Origin of the sequence: Bradyrhizobium sp. AC87j1, from assembly GCF_002936975.1 — a bacterium.
GTDB classification, from domain to species: Bacteria; Pseudomonadota; Alphaproteobacteria; order Rhizobiales; family Xanthobacteraceae; genus Bradyrhizobium; species Bradyrhizobium shewense.
Window position 1 is genome coordinate 75,900 of record NZ_PTFE01000026.1, and the last position, 14,792, is coordinate 90,691.

The following is a 14,792-nucleotide window of genomic DNA, read 5'->3' on the forward strand; positions in this document are numbered from 1 at the left end:
TCTAGCCTCCCAGACCGTCCGCAAGGAGGAAACCGCAGCTGACGGCGGCAAGGCAGAGCCCGACCGAGAACACGACATTGCCGAGCGCATGCATCGGTTCGCCGTTACGTGCGAGTGTCAGCGTCTGCAGGCTGAACGAGGACACCGTGGTGTAGCAGCCGAGAAATCCCGTCACTGCGAACAGCCACGGATTGGGCGTGGCGAAGGGCGAGCCGGGATGGGTCGCCAGCGCGCCGAAAATGCCGATCAGGAAGGCGCCGGTGACGTTGATGGTCATGGTGCCCCACGGAAACGTCTCGCCCAGCCGCCGCGCGATCACGCCGGAAACGAAATAGCGCGCGCAGCCGCCGAGCACGCTACCGACCATGATCGCGATTGCTCCGCTCAGCACGATGAACGACCTCCCATCCTCATTTGTCCTCCGCTGCCAGACCGTTGCCGACAGCCAAGAGTCCCACGAGCGAGACCAGCGCGAAGCCGAGCCCCGCAAAGAACGTTCCTGCCGGACCATAGGCGTCCCACAGCGCGCCGGCGATCACGCTCGCGGCCAGCAGGGCAAGACCGGTGAACAGGTTGAAATAGCCGAACGCGGTGCCGCGCAGGCTGGGCGGCGCGGCGTCGGCGACGAGGGCCGAGAGCAAGCCTTGCGTCAGTCCCATATGCAGCCCCCACAGCGCGACGCCGAGTGCGAGGCCGCCGAGGCTCGGCAGCAGCGCCAGCGCGAGATCGGCACACGCGAGGAAGACGAGCCCGAGCGCGAGCAGGCCGGTCCGGTTGATCCGGTCCGAGAGCACGCCGGCCGGATAGGCCGACAGCGCGTAGACGATGTTCATCAGCACCAGCACCGCCGGCACCCACATCGCATTGAGCCCGATATTCTGTGCCCGCAGGATCAAAAAGGCCTCGCTGAAGCGCGCGAGGGTGAAGACGACGCCGACGGCCACGACGCGCCAATAAACCGTGCCGAGCTGCCGCATCGCGGCGAGATTGAGCGGATTCCCTGCGGGCTCCCGGCTCGGATCCGGCTCCGGCTCGCTCACCGCGAACGCGATCAAGCCGAACGACAAGAAGGCCGGCAGCACCGCCACCCAGAACACCGCGGTAAAATTGTCAGCGGTCCACCACATCAGGCCGATCGCCACGAGCGGTCCGACGAAGGCGCCGATGGTGTCGAGCGATTGCCGCAGCCCAAAGCTCGCCCCGCGCAGGCCGCGAGGCGCGATATCGGCGATCAGCGCATCGCGCGGCGCGCCGCGAATGCCCTTGCCGACGCGGTCGATGAAGCGCGCCGCCACCAGCCATCCGACGCTGGGCGCAAGCGGGAACAGCGGCTTGGTGAAGGCCGCGAGCCCATAGCCGAGCGCCGCGAGCAGCTTGCGCCGGCCGAGCCAGTCGGACAATGCGCCGGAGAAGATCTTCGTGATCGAGGCCGTCGCCTCCGCGATGCCCTCGATGAAGCCGACGGTGAGCGTCGAGGCGCCGAGCACGGTGACGAGATAGACCGGCAGAAGCGCGTGGATCATCTCGGAGGAGATGTCCATCAGCATCGACACGAAGCCGAGCACCCAGATCCCCCTGGGCAGCCCCGCACACGCAGCATTCGGTGTCGTCGTCGTCACGTCGTCGCCGTCTCCTTCGCGTTCTCCTGGCTTTCGTCGCCAGACAACAAAAAACCCGCCACCGGCGGGTTTGTCCATGCTCCCGCCGAAGGCAGAGGCTCAGTGATTGCCCCTCCTCAAGCAGGAGTCATCAGCCCACTACGGTCCAAGATTCGGGTTCATGGCCGCCGGGCGGTTATCGGGGGACTCCATCCCCATCTGCGTGGCCAACCTAGCATGGAAATCGTGCCGGACAAGTAGGCGGGGTGTAGGCCTCTATCAGCACCCTGTCTTTCCCAGGGCAATCGCATATGCAGCGATTTTGCCTGTGGCCATCCTTCGAGACGCCCGCCGTTGGCGGGCCCTCAGGATGAGGACCGAGTGCGTTGCGCTAGTTTCGACGGGCACCGACGCTTAGCCTCATCCTGAGGGACCGCCACCGGGTCCGCGCAAAGCGCGGCCCGATGACAGGCTCGCGGTCGTCTCGAAGGACGAGACGTGCGCTCAGATCGCGCCTGTTCCCGTGTCAGCGCCATGGCGAAACGACGGCGACGCGCGGCAGCGATGCACTTGAATGTGAAGCGCAAGCGATCTTCGGCCTTTGCGGCTCGGCGATTGCATGTCACCATCGCGTCATACGACGGGAGACTGCGATGCGCTTGCTGTTCTCGATCGGGGCTGTGCTGGTTGCCGGCATGTTTGCCGGAGGGGACGTCGCGGGCATCGCGGCACCAGGACCAAAATTCGAACCGCCAAAGAACGAGCCGCAGCGGCTTGCAGCCGACAGGGACGCGCAGACGGTCGACGTCGAGCTGATCCTCGCCGTCGACGTGTCCTACTCCATGGACATGGACGAGCTCGCGATCCAGCGCGAAGGCTATGCGCAGGCAATCCAGTCGAAGGAATTTCTTCAGGCGCTGAAGCTCGGTCCGAACGGCCGGATCGCGGTGACCTATTTCGAGTGGGCCGCCTCGAGCGACCAGAAGATCATCATCCCCTGGCGGCTGGTCGACGGGCCGGAGACGGCGGATGCGGTCGCGGCCGAGATCATGAAGACGCCGATCCGGCGCGCCTCGCGCACCTCGATCTCCGGCGCGATCACGTTCGCGATGCCGCTGTTCGACGAGGATCCCTATCGGGGCCTGCGCCGTGTGATCGACATTTCCGGCGACGGCCCCAACAACAATGGCGGCCCGGTCACGGTGGCGCGCGACGCCGCGCTGGAGAAGGGCGTCGTCATCAACGGCCTGCCGATCATGGTCAAGGAGCCGTCCTATTCGACCATGGATATCGACAATCTCGATTTCTACTACGAGGACTGCGTCATCGGCGGTCCGGGCTCCTTCGTCATCACGATCAAGGACCGTGACAAGTTCAAGGAGGCGATCCGCACCAAGCTGCTGATGGAGGTCGCCGGCCGCACGCCTGAGCGCCCCGTGATGCGCGTCGCCGACAAGGAGCCGCGCGTCAATTGCCTGATCGGCGAGAAGATCTGGTCGGACCGCTGGGGGCGATGAAGCCCCCCGGCTGAGACCTTTTGCCCATCCAACCGGCAGTTGAACTTAACGGCTCGTTAACCGGTGCATGGCCCTAATCGGTCGGTTTCTGTCCGTTTCCAGTCGGCGTCCCGATATCGCTGAAGCCGAACGAAGCGGGTCTGTCGGGCCCGTCTTCCGAGCAATCACATGGCCGTCATCTCATCGAGCACCAACCAGATTTCGCCCGCCAACGAGCGCCTGTATCACCAGAGTGCTCTGGTCGGCGACTGGAAGGGCAATTGGGTGGGCAACAACCAGCCCGTCGGCTTCAAGGTCGTGAACATCCGCGGTGCCCGGGCGCAGGTCGAGTACACCCATAACGGGCACACCGAGCGCGGCTTTGCCGAGGTCCAGGGCACGCTCATCACCTTCGGCGGGGTCACGGTCGGCACCAAGGACGGCAAGAACATGGTGATGCTGTTCTCCTTCGGGGGCGCTGGCAAACAGACCGCGAATCTCGAGAAGCAGGCCCCGCCAGCTTCCGACAGCCGCCTCATGGGAAGCTGGGGCGGCTATTCCAGCGCCAACGGCAAGAGCGCGAGCTTCAAGGTGCTTGCGGTCAACGGCAAGGAAGCGCAGGTCAGCGTCACCACCGACGGCATCACGCGCCAGGGAACCGGCTACGTCTACAAGAACGTCATCATGTTCGGGCAGACGCAGATCGCGACCGATGACGGGCAGAACGGCAAGGTCATCTACCAGGTCGGTACGAAATCCTTCATGGTGCCGGTGACGAAATATCCGCCGGCCGATTCATCGTCCTCCGTGGACAGGACGGCCTGAACGCGCGGCGCTCCGACACGCGCGGGGCCTGCTGTCCTCACCATTTCGGCGCCCGCTTCTCCACGAACGCCCTCAAGCCCTCCTGCGCCTCATCCGACGTCGCGACGTTGCAGAAATCGTCCACGGCGCTCGCAATGCTGCGGCGATAGTCGAGATCGATCTGGCGCATGAAGGCGGCCCGCCCCATCCGCAGCACCGCAGCCGATTTGGCGGTGAACTGCGCAGCGAGCTTCGCGACCTCCGCCTCGAGCTCCGCATCCGCGACGACGCGGTTCACCACGCCGAGCTCGCGTGCTTCCATGGCGCTGAAGACCCGGCCGGTGAACAGCAGCTCGAAGGCGCGGTGTCGTCCGACGATGCGCGGCAGATGCGCGTAGTGGATCGCGGGAATGACGCCGACGTCGATCTCGGGATAGCCGAACGTCGCGCTCTCGGCTGCCAGCACCACGTCGCAGGACACCGCCATGGTCATGCCGCCGCCGCGCGCCGCACCGCCGACCGCGGCGATCGAGGGCTTTCCGAGCCCGTACTGTGCATCGTAAAGGTCGATATAGAGCGCCTGGAGGAATTCCCGGATCTCGGCGCCGGATCTGCCAAGCAGGATGTCGAGGTCGAGGCCCGCCGAAAAACGTTTTGCAATTGCGCTCGCCAGCACGACCACGCGTGCGCCGTCGTCGTCCGCAGCGCGGCGGAAGGCGGCGACAACTGCGCGGATCATCTCGAGGCTCAGCGCATTGACGGGCGGGCGGCGCAGCGTGATGCGGGCGATGTTGCCAACGCATTCGTACGCGACGGGATTGTCAGAGGTCACCGAGTTCTCCATGCTTCATTGAGGCAGCACCTTCAACTGCCGCTCGATCTTGCGCAAGACTTCGCGGGCGGCCGCAAGGGCGCCATCGCCGATCAGCCGCCAGACATCGTCAGTCCGTTCCGTCAGATGCGGGATCAGCTTACGTTGCGGCGCGACCCGTGCAAGACCTCGGGCGCGCATGCTAGGCTGCGTGCGGGAGATTGCTCGCGACGGAGAGGACAGATGACCGACGAACATCCCATGATGGCCGACTCCGCCACCGTTTTCGTCGTCTCCGACATCGCCGCGAGCCTCGTCTATTACCGCGACGTGCTCGGGTTCGAGGTCACCTTCGAATATGGTGCGCCCCTGTCCTATGCCTGCCTCTGCCACGAGGAGGTCGCCCTGCATCTGCTTGCAGCGGCCAGGACGAAACGATTGCCCGGGCAGGGCGGCCTCTGCATTTTCGTCCGCGACGTCGACCAGCTCTATGCCGAATTGTCCGGCCGTGGCGCCAGGCCCATCAACCAGCCGGAGGATCGCGATTACGGCATGCGCGATTTCGACATCGTTGATGCCGACGGCAATCAACTCACCTTCGGCATGGGTATCCCGGAACCCGGGTGAGGCGATGCCGGCGCAGCCTCGCTGGCATTCCTCATCGCCGGAGGGTATGATTTGCGAGGTTTTCGAAGGTTACCTGAATGTCCCGCCTTGCAACTTCATGCGGTCTTGCAGCCATCTTCGCCGTGCTCTGGCTCGGCGGCACCTCCGTTGATGCGCAAGTTGCACCGCTGAGGTATGTCATACCGGGCGGACCGTTTGGCTTTGGCGGCAGCGATGGCCAGAGCTCGGATCCTTACGGCAATTTTCCAAGCTTCAATGCCGGTGACGCAGGCGGGCGCACTAATTTTGCGAACGGCCTCTTCGTCGGCAGCCAGCGCGGCAACCTCAATTGGAGCGGGCTCAGTCAGACTGGACTTAGTCAGAGCGGACTTGCCGGCAATTTCAGCGCGCTCTCCTATGACAGCACGCAGTTCGGCTACACCACCAAGACAGCTGGCGGCTTGCCCGTGACGTTCTTTGCCGGCATCGACACGTTGAAATATGGCAATGGCATCGGCAGCTCGGTGGCGCCGCTGACCTCGGGCGCGGCCCCCGGCACCAGCGCATTTGCGGGTGTCGAGTTCAAACCGACGTCCAATCTCAGCCTGTCGTTCGGCGCCGGTTTCATCCAGCAGGACTCGGGTCGCATGGACAGCGATATCAGGTCGAACATGCTGCCCGGCGAGTCGCCGGCCCTGAGCGGCCTTCGGCGTTAGGATCGCATCACCAGTTCCGGCGGACGCCGCGAGAACAAGGTTTTCGGCGGCGCCGCCAAAACTGACAAGAGGTGATGGCCGTGGGGTAGCCACAGCGTCGCTCCATGCCCTTGCGCAGGATGCGCTTAGCAGCAGCGGCTCAGAACGATTGACCGGAATCAAGTTCGGATGACGGGGGCACGCAATCCTGGTTTGGGCATCACGACAAGCCCGCCACCAGCGGCCGTTGCAGGTGCTTGGCCATCAGTTCCGCCGCTTCGGCATAACGCCCGGTTTCCAGAATGTCGAGCAGGCGCAGATGCTCGCGCACGTGACGCCGCATGCCGTCGCGGTCGGCGAAGCTGCGGTAGGCGAACAGGCGTCTGATCGAGTTCACGCGCTTGAGCGCTTCGAGAAAAAAGGGATTGCCGGCGCCGCGGATAATGTCTTCGTGGAATTCGCAACCGGAGTGAAAGATCTCGCCGATCGTCATCTTCTCGAGCTCGCCTTCGAAGACGCGCTGCTGGCGCTCGCGCAGACGTACGATCACTTCCTGCGGCAGGGCAAAACCCGGCTGCGCGATTGCTGCCGGCTCGATCACCGCACGAAACGCCTTGGCCTGTGCTTGAGATTCGGGACTTGAGACTGTCTCTGCGAAACGCCAGCCATAGCCCGGCAGGCGCGCGATCCAGCCCTCGGCAGCAATCCGGTCGAGCAGCCGCTGCAGCTCGGCCCGCGTGACGTCATAGCGGCGCATCAGCTCCGCTTCGGTAACTTCGGTCGGCAGCCGGCTCGCGAGCACGTCGCCTGCGACGGACGCATAAACCTGCTCGTTGCGCCTGACTGCCGCGAGCGCCGGTTGGGCTGCGCCGCTGGTGGGATTCTTGGCCAGCACAAAGCCGCGATGCGGCTCGCCGCGCGCCAACCCCGCGGCCTCCAGAGCCTTGAGGCCGAGCCGGATCGGCGCGCGTGAAAGGTCCAGCGCGTCGGCAAGCCTTTGTTCGATCAAGCGGTCGCCGGCCTTCATGCCTTCGCGCCGGGCCAGCGCCATGATCAGCCCGGCAAGGTGTTCGGCGCGTTCGGAACCGTTCTTGTCAGTGCGTTGTCGGGAACTGTCGGATGCAGTCATTGCAGTGCACGCAAAGTTTAGGGCTTGACAGACTGTCCCATGGATTGTTCTTTTATGCAACAATATACAATCAACTCCAGGGAGAGCCCGATGGCGCGCGCGCCGGATGTCCATATTTGCGAGGTCGCTCCCCGCGATGGTCTGCAGAATCTCGACATCTTCGTTCCGACCGAAGCCAAATGCGCGTTGATCGACACGATCGCTGCTGCCGGCGTGCGCGAGATCGATGCCGGCTCGTTCGTGCCGCCAAAGGTCGTGCCGCAATTCGCCGACGTCGATACGGTGATGGCGCACGCGCGCACGCACAAATCGGCAACCATTGGTGCGCTGGTGCCGAACGTGAAGGGCGCCGAGCGCGCCATCGCCGCCGGTGTCGACGCCATCTATTTCGTCATCTCGGCGAGCGAGACGCACAACCAGGCCAATGTGCGCCGCTCGGTCGATGAGCAGATCGAGGGATTTCGCGCGGTTCGCGCCGCGATCGACGCCCGGCCCGCGGGCCAGCGGCCGCAACTGATGGGCGCGATCTCCACCGCCTTCGGCTGCTCGCTGGAAGGTGAGGTGAGCGAAGCAGCGGTGTGCCGGCTGGCGCGCGCTTTCGCCGAGGCCCGCGCCGACGAGATCGGGCTTGCCGACACCGTCGGCTATGCCACCCCAAAACTGATCGGGCAGATCGTTGCAGGCGTGCGGCGTGAGGTCGGGTCGCAAATGACGCTGCGGCTGCATCTGCACGACACGCTCGGTGCGGGCCTCGCCAATGCGGTCGCGGGCCTCGAAGCCGGCATCCGCCGTTTCGACGCCGCCGTATCAGGCCTCGGTGGCTGCCCCTTTGCTCCCGGTGCGCGGGGCAACATCGTCACCGAGGACCTCGTGTTCATGCTGGAACGCATGGGCCTCTCCACCGGCATCGACCTCGACCGTCTGATGCAGACGCGCGAGATTCTCGCCCGTCATATCCCGGCAAAACATTTGACGGGGCATCTGCACGAGGCCGGCATTCCCAAAGTCCTGCGGAGCGCGGCATGACCACAGCTGCACGTGAGACGGCATCGGAGCTTCGCCCGCTCGCCGGGCTTCGCGTCGTCGAGTTCAGTCAGATGGTGATGGGGCCGAGCTGCGGCTTGATCCTGGCCGATCTCGGTGCCGACGTGATCAAGGTCGAGCCGCCCAAGGGCGACCGCACCCGCACTTTCAAAGGCCCAGCCGCCGGCTTCTTCGCCACCTACAGCCGCAACAAGCGCAGCATCGCGCTGGATACGTCGACCGCGGCCGGCCAGAACATCGCACGCAGGCTGATCGAGAACAGCGATGTCCTGATCGAGAATTTCCGGCCGGGCCTCTTGAAGCGGATCGGCCTCGACTACGAGAGCGTCGCGGCCTTCGCGCCCCGCCTGATCTATTGCTCACTCAAGGGCTATTTGCCCGGCCCCTACGAGAACCGCCTCGCGCTCGACGAAGTCGTGCAGATGATGGGCGGCCTCGCCTACATGACCGGCCTGCCCGACCGTCCCATGCGTGCCGGGGCCTCGGTCAACGACGTCATGGGCGGCATGTTCGGCGTGATCGCGATCCAGGCGGCGCTCGCCGAGCGGCAGCGCACCGGCCGCGGCCGTTACATCCAGAGCGCGCTCTACGAGAACAACGTGTTCCTGATGGCGCAGGCCATGATGTGCGAGGTGGTCAGCGGCCAGCCTTCGATTCCCTATTCGATCAAGGACAGCCCGTGGCCGGTTTACGATCTCTTCGACACCAGGGACGGATCGAAGCTGTTCGTGACCATCGTCGGCGAGGAGCAATGGGAGGCGTTCTGTCGTGCCTTCGATCGTGAAGTCTGGCTCGTTGATCCGCGCTTTGCGACGAGCAATGACCGCGTCGATCATCGCGGCTGGCTGATCCCGGAAATCGCGAAGATCTTCAAGCAATGGGACAAGGCCGATCTCGCCGCGCGCCTCGAGCAGCTTGATCTGCCCTACGCGCCGGTCAACAAGCCCGGCGATCTCTTCGATGATCCGCATCTGAACCAATCGGGCGGCCTGACCGACATCAGGCTGCCCGACGGTAACGAGGCCAAGACGCCGCTCTTGCCGATTTCCATGGACGGAAGGCGCCTGCCCAACCGCTACGATCCACCTGGGATCGGTGAGCACAGCGGCGAGATCCTGCGCGAGATCGGCATGTCTCCGGAAGACATCGAAGCGCTGCGACAAGCAGGGACGATCAAGGTCGCGCCGTCCTGACCGATCGGCGTAATCGAACAGAAAACGAGGGAGGAGGAGCACATGAGCATTACCAGGCGCCAGGCGCTGATCGCGGGCTCCGCATTGGCCGGAGCATCGCTGTTGCCGGGACGATTGCTTGCGCAGAGCAAGCAGGTCTCCCTTGCGTTCGGACCGGTGTCGCCGGTCTACGCCATCGGCATGATCGCCGAGCTGAAAGGGTACTTCAAGGACGAAGGGCTCGATTCAAAGCTCATCACCGGCAATGCCGGGACGTTCGGACGCCAGACGCTGGCGGCAGGGCAGGCGCTGTTCGCGCACGGCGATGCCAGCCACCCGCTCCAGCTCGGCGCCCGCGGCAAGCCCTGCAAGATCCTGCTCGCAACCGAGATGGTGTGCTCCTACGCCAACATCATGGTCCGGCAGGACCTCCACGACAGCGGCATCAATTCGGTCGAGAAGCTCGCGGAGTACAAGCGCGCCGACGGTGCCAAGCCGATCGTTGCGGCGACCGCCATCGGCTCGGGCACCTGGGTGTTCGGCACCTATGTGTTCGAAGCGCGCGGGCTCGGCGACAAGGTGAACTGGGTCGCGGGCGGCGGGACCAACACGATGTTCCCCTCGCTCCAGACCAAGCAGTTCGACGCCATCATGGCGCCGCCGAGCTGGATCGTCGAGGTCGAGAAGAAAGGGTTTGGCAAGACGATTTACGACACGTCCAAGCCGGGCGTGTTCGAGAAGGATTTCGGCGGCACGCTGCCTGTGCTCGTGATCTACACGCTCCAGGACACGGTGGAGCAGGACAAGGCGTTGGTGCAGGCCTACGTTAATGCGATCTACCGCGCCATGGCGTTCGTGAAAGCGGCGCCGCTCGCGGAGGTGCAGGCGCTGGTCACGCCGAAATATTTCTCGGGCATCGATCCCGATGCGGTCAGTGCCGAGCTCGGTTTCGACAAGTCGACCTGGGCCTATGACGGTGTCATCGACAAGACTGCGTTCGAACGCGGCGCCAGGCCCTGGTACCGCAAGGGCACGGATATTCCCGAGACCAAATACGAGGATGCCGTCGACATGAGCTTCCTCCAGGCGGCCAGGGCGAAGTACAAATGATCGCCGCGTCGGGCCAGGGCCTTGCGCTCGCGCGCGACGAGGATCAAACGGCGGCAGCGCGCGTCCGCATTGCCGTGCAGGGTCTTGCCAAGCGCTTCAACGCGTCCGGCCGCGAGTTCGTGGCGGTGGATGACGTCTCCTTCGAGGTCAAGCAGGGCGAATTCGTTGCGCTGCTGGGTCCGTCCGGCTGCGGCAAGAGCACCATTCTCAACATGGTCGCGGGGTTGTTGTCGCGCTCTGGTGGACGCATCCTGATCGATCAGGACACGGTCGAGACCGGCAAGGTCAACCCCAGGGTTGGTTATGTCTTCCAGCGCGATACGCTGTTTCCCTGGCGAACCGTGGAGCAGAACATCGGCTATGGGCTGGAGATCGCGGGATTGCGGAAGACCGAGCGCGCCAGCCGCGTCGCTTCGGCGGTCGAGAAGGCCGGGCTCTCGGGGTTTGGGCAGAGCTTTCCACGCATGCTGTCCGGCGGCATGCGCCAGCGCGTCGCCTTGATGCGCACGCTGATCCTCGAGCCTGAGATCCTGCTGATGGACGAGCCGTTCGGCGCGCTCGACACCCACACCAAGCTGGAGATGCACAAGACGCTGCTGGAGATCTGGGAGCGCGAGCGGCAGACCGTGCTGTTCGTGACGCACGATCTCGGCGAGGCGCTGACGCTGGCGAGCCGCATCATCCTGCTTTCGGCGCGGCCCGGGCGACTGAAGGAGGACTTCGACGTCGCCATCCCGCGGCCGCGTGACCCCGTGGCCGTGCGCGAGAGCGCCGAATTCGGTCGCCTCTATTCTCACATTTGGCACTCCCTCGGCGAAGAATTCCGCCGCACCCGGGCCGATTGACCATGTCCAACAGCCGCACCGTGATCCTGTTCTGGCAATTGGCCATTCTCGCGGCCGTGCTCGTCATCTGGCAGTGGGGCTTTGAATGGAGCAAGGCGCTGCTGCCGAGGGCTTACGTGCCCAAAATCCTCGATCCCTATTTTGTCGCCAAGCCGTCGCTGATCTGGCAGAGCTTTCTGCGGCTCGGCTGCTTCTCTGACGCCGGCGGCTTTGCCGCCTGCATCAGGGGCAACGACAACAATCTTTGGCTCGCCACGCTCGTCACGCTGAAGAACACCTGGTGGGGCTTTCTGTTCGGCTCTGCGAGCGGCATCGCGGCTGGCCTGGTCCTCGGCCGTTCGGATTTCCTTGCCCGCGTGTTCGGACCCTACATCGTGGCGCTCAACTCGATACCGCGCATTGCGCTGGTGCCGCTCGTGATCCTGATCTTCGGTCTCGGCGACCTCTCCAAGATCGCGACCGCCTGGCTCGTCGTTTTCTTCGTGGTGTTCTTCAACACGTTCGAGGGAACGCGTGCGGTCGACCGCGACCAGATCGCTGCCGCCCGTCTGCTCGGCGCCAGCGAGTTCACCGTGCTACGGACCGTCGTGATCCCGTCCGCGCTCGCCTGGGTGTTCGCTTCGCTTTTACCGGCGGTGTCTTTTGCGCTGATCGGTGTCATCGTCGGCGAGTTCATCGGCGCCGAGCGCGGCCTCGGCAAGCTCATCATCGAAGCGGAGGCGCGCGCCAATGCCAGCGAGATGATGGTGGCCATCTTCGTCATGATGTTCGTCGGCATCCTGCTGGCGATCGCGGTACGCTCGCTGCAGTCCTATTTGCTGCGATGGCAGCCGCAATTCGAGCCGTCGGCATAGCGGCCTGACCTCAACGGCTGAACCGCGCCACCAGCTCCACATGCGGCGTGTGGCGGAACTGATCGACCGGCACCACCCCCTCCAGCCGGTAACCGCCGTCAATCAGCAGCCGCGCGTCGCGGGCAAAGGTCGCGACGTTGCAGGACACCGCGACCACCACCGGCACCTTGCTTGCGGCGAGCTTGAGCGCCTGCGCCTGTGCGCCCTGGCGCGGCGGGTCGAATACCACGGCATCGAAATCGCGCAGCTCCGGAGGCACCAACGGACGGCGGAACAGATCGCGCGGCTCGGCCTTGATCGGCTTCAGGCCCGGCGTGCGCGCGGCTTTTGCCAGCGCTGCGATCGCACCGGCGTCGTTGTCATAGGCGGTGACGCGGGCTTTTTCGGCGAGCCGCAAGGCGAACGGGCCGACGCCGCAGAAGAGGTCGAGAACCTCCTTGGCCTTGCCGATGCGCTCGGCGACGAGCGCTGCCAGCGTCTCTTCGCCCGCCACGGTCGCCTGCAGAAACGAGCCTGGCGGCAGCGTCACCTCTGCGCGGCCCATCTTTATTGTCGGCGCCAGGCGTTGCAGCACCAATTCACCATGCCGCGTCAGCCGCGACAGGCGATGCTGCTCGGCGACGCGCGAGAGCGCGGTGACGAGCGCCGTCGGCAGCGGGCCGGAGCCGCGCACGTCGACATCGAGGCCGTTGGCGGTGGCGGTGACCTGGATGTCCAGCGGCTTGGTCACCGGCATCCTGGACGTCAGCGGCTCGGCGAGCGCCCAGGCGGCATCGAGCGCGCCATCGAGTGCGGGATCGAGGATCGGGCAGCGATGGATCGGGATGACGTCGTGCGAGCTTGTCGCCGAGAAGCCCACCTTGAGGATGTCATGCGTGCCGAACCGGCCGTGCAGCGTGATACGCCGGCGGCCGGCGCCATGGGCATCGACCAGCGGCGCCACCTCGCAATCGATGCCGGCCTGCGCCAGCGTCTCCACCACGATGCCGCGCTTCCAGGCGTGATACGGCTCGGCCGCCCAATGCTGGATGGCGCAGCCGCCACAGACGCCGAAATGCGGACAGAACGGCTCGATACGCTCTAGGCTTGCGACGTCGACCGCGAGCAGCTTGCGGCGGTCGGGATGGTTGCCCACGACGTGATCCACCTCAACGGTCTCACCGCCAAGCGTGTAGGGCACGTAGATCGCTTCGCCGGCGTCGAGGCAGACGCCGTCGCCGCGATGGCCGACATGATCGATCCTGATGCGCTCAACCACGACGCGCGCCCAGGAAGAATTCGATATTGCCGTCGCCGCCCGTGATCGGCGAGGGGAAAATCTCGATGTCGGTGCAGCCGAGCGAAGCGGCAAAGGCGGCGATGTCGTCGCAGATCTCCTGGTGCACCGCGGCGTCGCGGACGATGCCCTTCTTGTTGTGCTTCCTGTCAGCCTCGAATTGCGGCTTGATCAGCGCCAGCAGGCTCATCGGCGCTGCGGCCAGCGACAGCGCCACCGGCAACACGGTCTTGAGCGAGATGAAGCTGACGTCGATGACGACGACATCAGGCCGTGCCGGCAGCCGTTTGCCGTCATAGCTGCGGATGTCGGTCTCCTCCATCGACACGATCTTGGGGTGGTCGCGCAGCGAGGGATGCAGCTGGCTGGTGCCGACATCGATGGCGAACACCAGGCTCGCGCCGTTCGCCAGCAGCACCTCGGTGAAGCCGCCGGTGGAGGCGCCGACGTCGAGGCAGACATGGTCCTCGATCTCGATGGGATACCGCTCCAGCGCGCCGGCGAGCTTGACGCCGCCGCGGGAGACGTAGGGGTGCGCAGGCTCGGCCTGGATCACGGCGTCCTCGGCAATCGTCTCCGACGGTTTGGCGACCGGCTTGTCGTCGGCGGTGACGAGGCCGGCTTCGATCGCCGCGCGCGCCCGCGCCCGGCTCTCGAACAGGCCGCGCTCGACCAGCAATACATCTGCGCGCTTGCGGGCAGGGGACAATCGACTCTCCAGGACAGGGCTGTCGCTTATGTAGCGATCAATCGCGCGGCCGCCATCCGGACGCAAGTCTCGAACGCGGCCAGATCGTGCCAGACGTCGATCGGCATCGCGGCCGGCGTCACCAGCGGGCAGCCGTGCAGCTCCAGGGCATGGATCATCATGAGATTGTCGACGAGGCCGAAATCCTCGACCGTCAGCCCCTGCGCATCGACCAGCCGCCCGTCCTCGGAGGTGACCTCCATGAAGCGGCCGACACGGTCGGCATAGGCGGCGCCGTCGTTGGAATAGGCCAGGCACAATTTGCGGCGGCCGGCCATGTAGCCGAGCTCGTAGACGGTGCCGGGATCGGCGCCTGCGCCGCGGAACGGGGTGAGATTGGCGATGATGGCGTCGGCCGCATCCATCATCGCCTCGTTGCCGCAAAAGATCTGCCGCGCGGCATCGGGCGCGGTGAGGTCGATGGCGTTGTCGAGCGGATAGAGGCCGGTGAGCCCGTAGCGATCGCAGATCGCGACCTTCTGCCGGCCGATCTCGATTGCATCCGGCAGGAACACGTCGGGGCCTGCCAGATAGATTTTCATGGCGTCACCGCCGGACAAGATTGGATCGAGGTGCGAGCCGCAGCGCGTGCTCTACTCCCTCT

The 14,792-nt window shown here is 65.2% G+C and carries 17 protein-coding genes and 1 riboswitch; of the genes, 9 read left to right on the top strand and 8 right to left on the bottom strand.

Translation table 11 applies throughout. The annotated features are described in order from the left end of the window. Position 1 precedes the first annotated feature (1 nt). Complete coding sequence (gene crcB, locus CV770_RS16165) at positions 2-391, bottom strand: fluoride efflux transporter CrcB (RefSeq protein WP_104462994.1); 390 nt, start codon at positions 389-391, stop codon at positions 2-4. Between the two features lie 19 nt (positions 392-410). Further along, complete coding sequence (locus CV770_RS16170; RefSeq protein WP_104462995.1) at positions 411-1,619, bottom strand: MFS transporter; 1,209 nt, start codon at positions 1,617-1,619, stop codon at positions 411-413. 114 nt (positions 1,620-1,733) lie between these two features. After that, positions 1,734-1,824, bottom strand: a riboswitch (Fluoride riboswitch). 427 nt (positions 1,825-2,251) lie between these two features. Here CV770_RS16170 and CV770_RS16175 point away from each other — a divergent pair. Next, entirely contained in the window at positions 2,252-3,115 is an 864-nt protein-coding gene (locus CV770_RS16175; protein ID WP_091964726.1) for a DUF1194 domain-containing protein, read from the top strand. 168 nt (positions 3,116-3,283) lie between these two features. After that, positions 3,284-3,919, top strand: coding sequence for a hypothetical protein (locus CV770_RS16180; RefSeq protein ID WP_104462996.1), 636 nt, complete (start codon positions 3,284-3,286; stop codon positions 3,917-3,919). Positions 3,920-3,956: 37 nt separating this feature from the next. Here the strand turns inward: CV770_RS16180 and CV770_RS16185 are convergent, their stop codons facing one another. Next, positions 3,957-4,730: an enoyl-CoA hydratase/isomerase family protein gene (locus CV770_RS16185; RefSeq protein ID WP_104463015.1), complete on the bottom strand. Its 774-nt coding sequence runs from the start codon at positions 4,728-4,730 to the stop codon at positions 3,957-3,959. 15 nt (positions 4,731-4,745) lie between these two features. Further along, on the bottom strand, positions 4,746-4,910 hold the full coding sequence (locus CV770_RS42145; RefSeq protein WP_161499996.1) for a hypothetical protein: 165 nt from the start codon (positions 4,908-4,910) through the stop codon (positions 4,746-4,748). Between the two features lie 42 nt (positions 4,911-4,952). Here CV770_RS42145 and CV770_RS16190 point away from each other — a divergent pair, with 42 nt between their 5' ends. After that, a complete protein-coding gene (locus CV770_RS16190; RefSeq protein ID WP_104462997.1) occupies positions 4,953-5,336 on the top strand; it encodes a bleomycin resistance protein in 384 nt (127 codons plus the stop codon). 77 nt (positions 5,337-5,413) lie between these two features. Beyond that, positions 5,414-6,031, top strand: coding sequence for a hypothetical protein (locus CV770_RS16195; RefSeq protein WP_104462998.1), 618 nt, complete (start codon positions 5,414-5,416; stop codon positions 6,029-6,031). A gap of 199 nt (positions 6,032-6,230) precedes the next feature. Here CV770_RS16195 and CV770_RS16200 read toward each other — a convergent pair whose 3' ends face one another. Further along, positions 6,231-7,139 carry a GntR family transcriptional regulator gene (locus CV770_RS16200; RefSeq protein WP_245453767.1) on the bottom strand — a complete coding sequence of 303 codons (909 nt, stop codon included), beginning with the start codon at positions 7,137-7,139 and terminating at the stop codon, positions 6,231-6,233. 90 nt (positions 7,140-7,229) lie between these two features. Here CV770_RS16200 and CV770_RS16205 point away from each other — a divergent pair, with 90 nt between their 5' ends. From CV770_RS16205 to CV770_RS16225, 5 genes are read left to right on the top strand one after another with little or no spacing between them, the layout of a single operon-like run. Then, positions 7,230-8,165: a hydroxymethylglutaryl-CoA lyase gene (locus tag CV770_RS16205; protein WP_104462999.1), complete on the top strand. Its 936-nt coding sequence runs from the start codon at positions 7,230-7,232 to the stop codon at positions 8,163-8,165. After that, positions 8,162-9,376, top strand: a complete 1,215-nt coding sequence (locus CV770_RS16210) for a CaiB/BaiF CoA transferase family protein (RefSeq protein ID WP_104463000.1) — start codon at positions 8,162-8,164, stop codon at positions 9,374-9,376. The genes CV770_RS16205 and CV770_RS16210 overlap by 4 nt, the downstream gene beginning before the upstream one ends. A gap of 42 nt (positions 9,377-9,418) precedes the next feature. Continuing rightward, entirely contained in the window at positions 9,419-10,465 is a 1,047-nt protein-coding gene (locus CV770_RS16215) for an ABC transporter substrate-binding protein (RefSeq protein ID WP_104463001.1), read from the top strand. Then, positions 10,462-11,310, top strand: coding sequence for an ABC transporter ATP-binding protein (locus CV770_RS16220; protein WP_104463002.1), 849 nt, complete (start codon positions 10,462-10,464; stop codon positions 11,308-11,310). Before CV770_RS16215 ends, CV770_RS16220 begins: the two co-directional genes overlap by 4 nt. A gap of 2 nt (positions 11,311-11,312) precedes the next feature. Further along, entirely contained in the window at positions 11,313-12,164 is an 852-nt protein-coding gene (locus tag CV770_RS16225) for an ABC transporter permease (protein WP_104463003.1), read from the top strand. A 10-nt stretch (positions 12,165-12,174) separates the two neighbouring features. On the opposite strand, the gene CV770_RS16230 is transcribed toward CV770_RS16225, so the two are convergent. Genes CV770_RS16230 through CV770_RS16240 form a run of 3 tightly spaced genes read right to left on the bottom strand, consistent with a single transcriptional unit; the run spans position 12,175 to position 14,730 of the window. Further along, entirely contained in the window at positions 12,175-13,422 is a 1,248-nt protein-coding gene (locus CV770_RS16230) for a class I SAM-dependent RNA methyltransferase (protein ID WP_104463004.1), read from the bottom strand. Continuing rightward, entirely contained in the window at positions 13,415-14,149 is a 735-nt protein-coding gene (locus CV770_RS16235) for a TlyA family RNA methyltransferase (RefSeq protein ID WP_104463005.1), read from the bottom strand. The genes CV770_RS16230 and CV770_RS16235 overlap by 8 nt, the downstream gene beginning before the upstream one ends. Before the next feature lie 26 nt (positions 14,150-14,175). Then, positions 14,176-14,730, bottom strand: coding sequence for a nucleoside 2-deoxyribosyltransferase (locus CV770_RS16240; RefSeq protein ID WP_091964704.1), 555 nt, complete (start codon positions 14,728-14,730; stop codon positions 14,176-14,178). Positions 14,731-14,792: the final 62 nt, after the last annotated feature.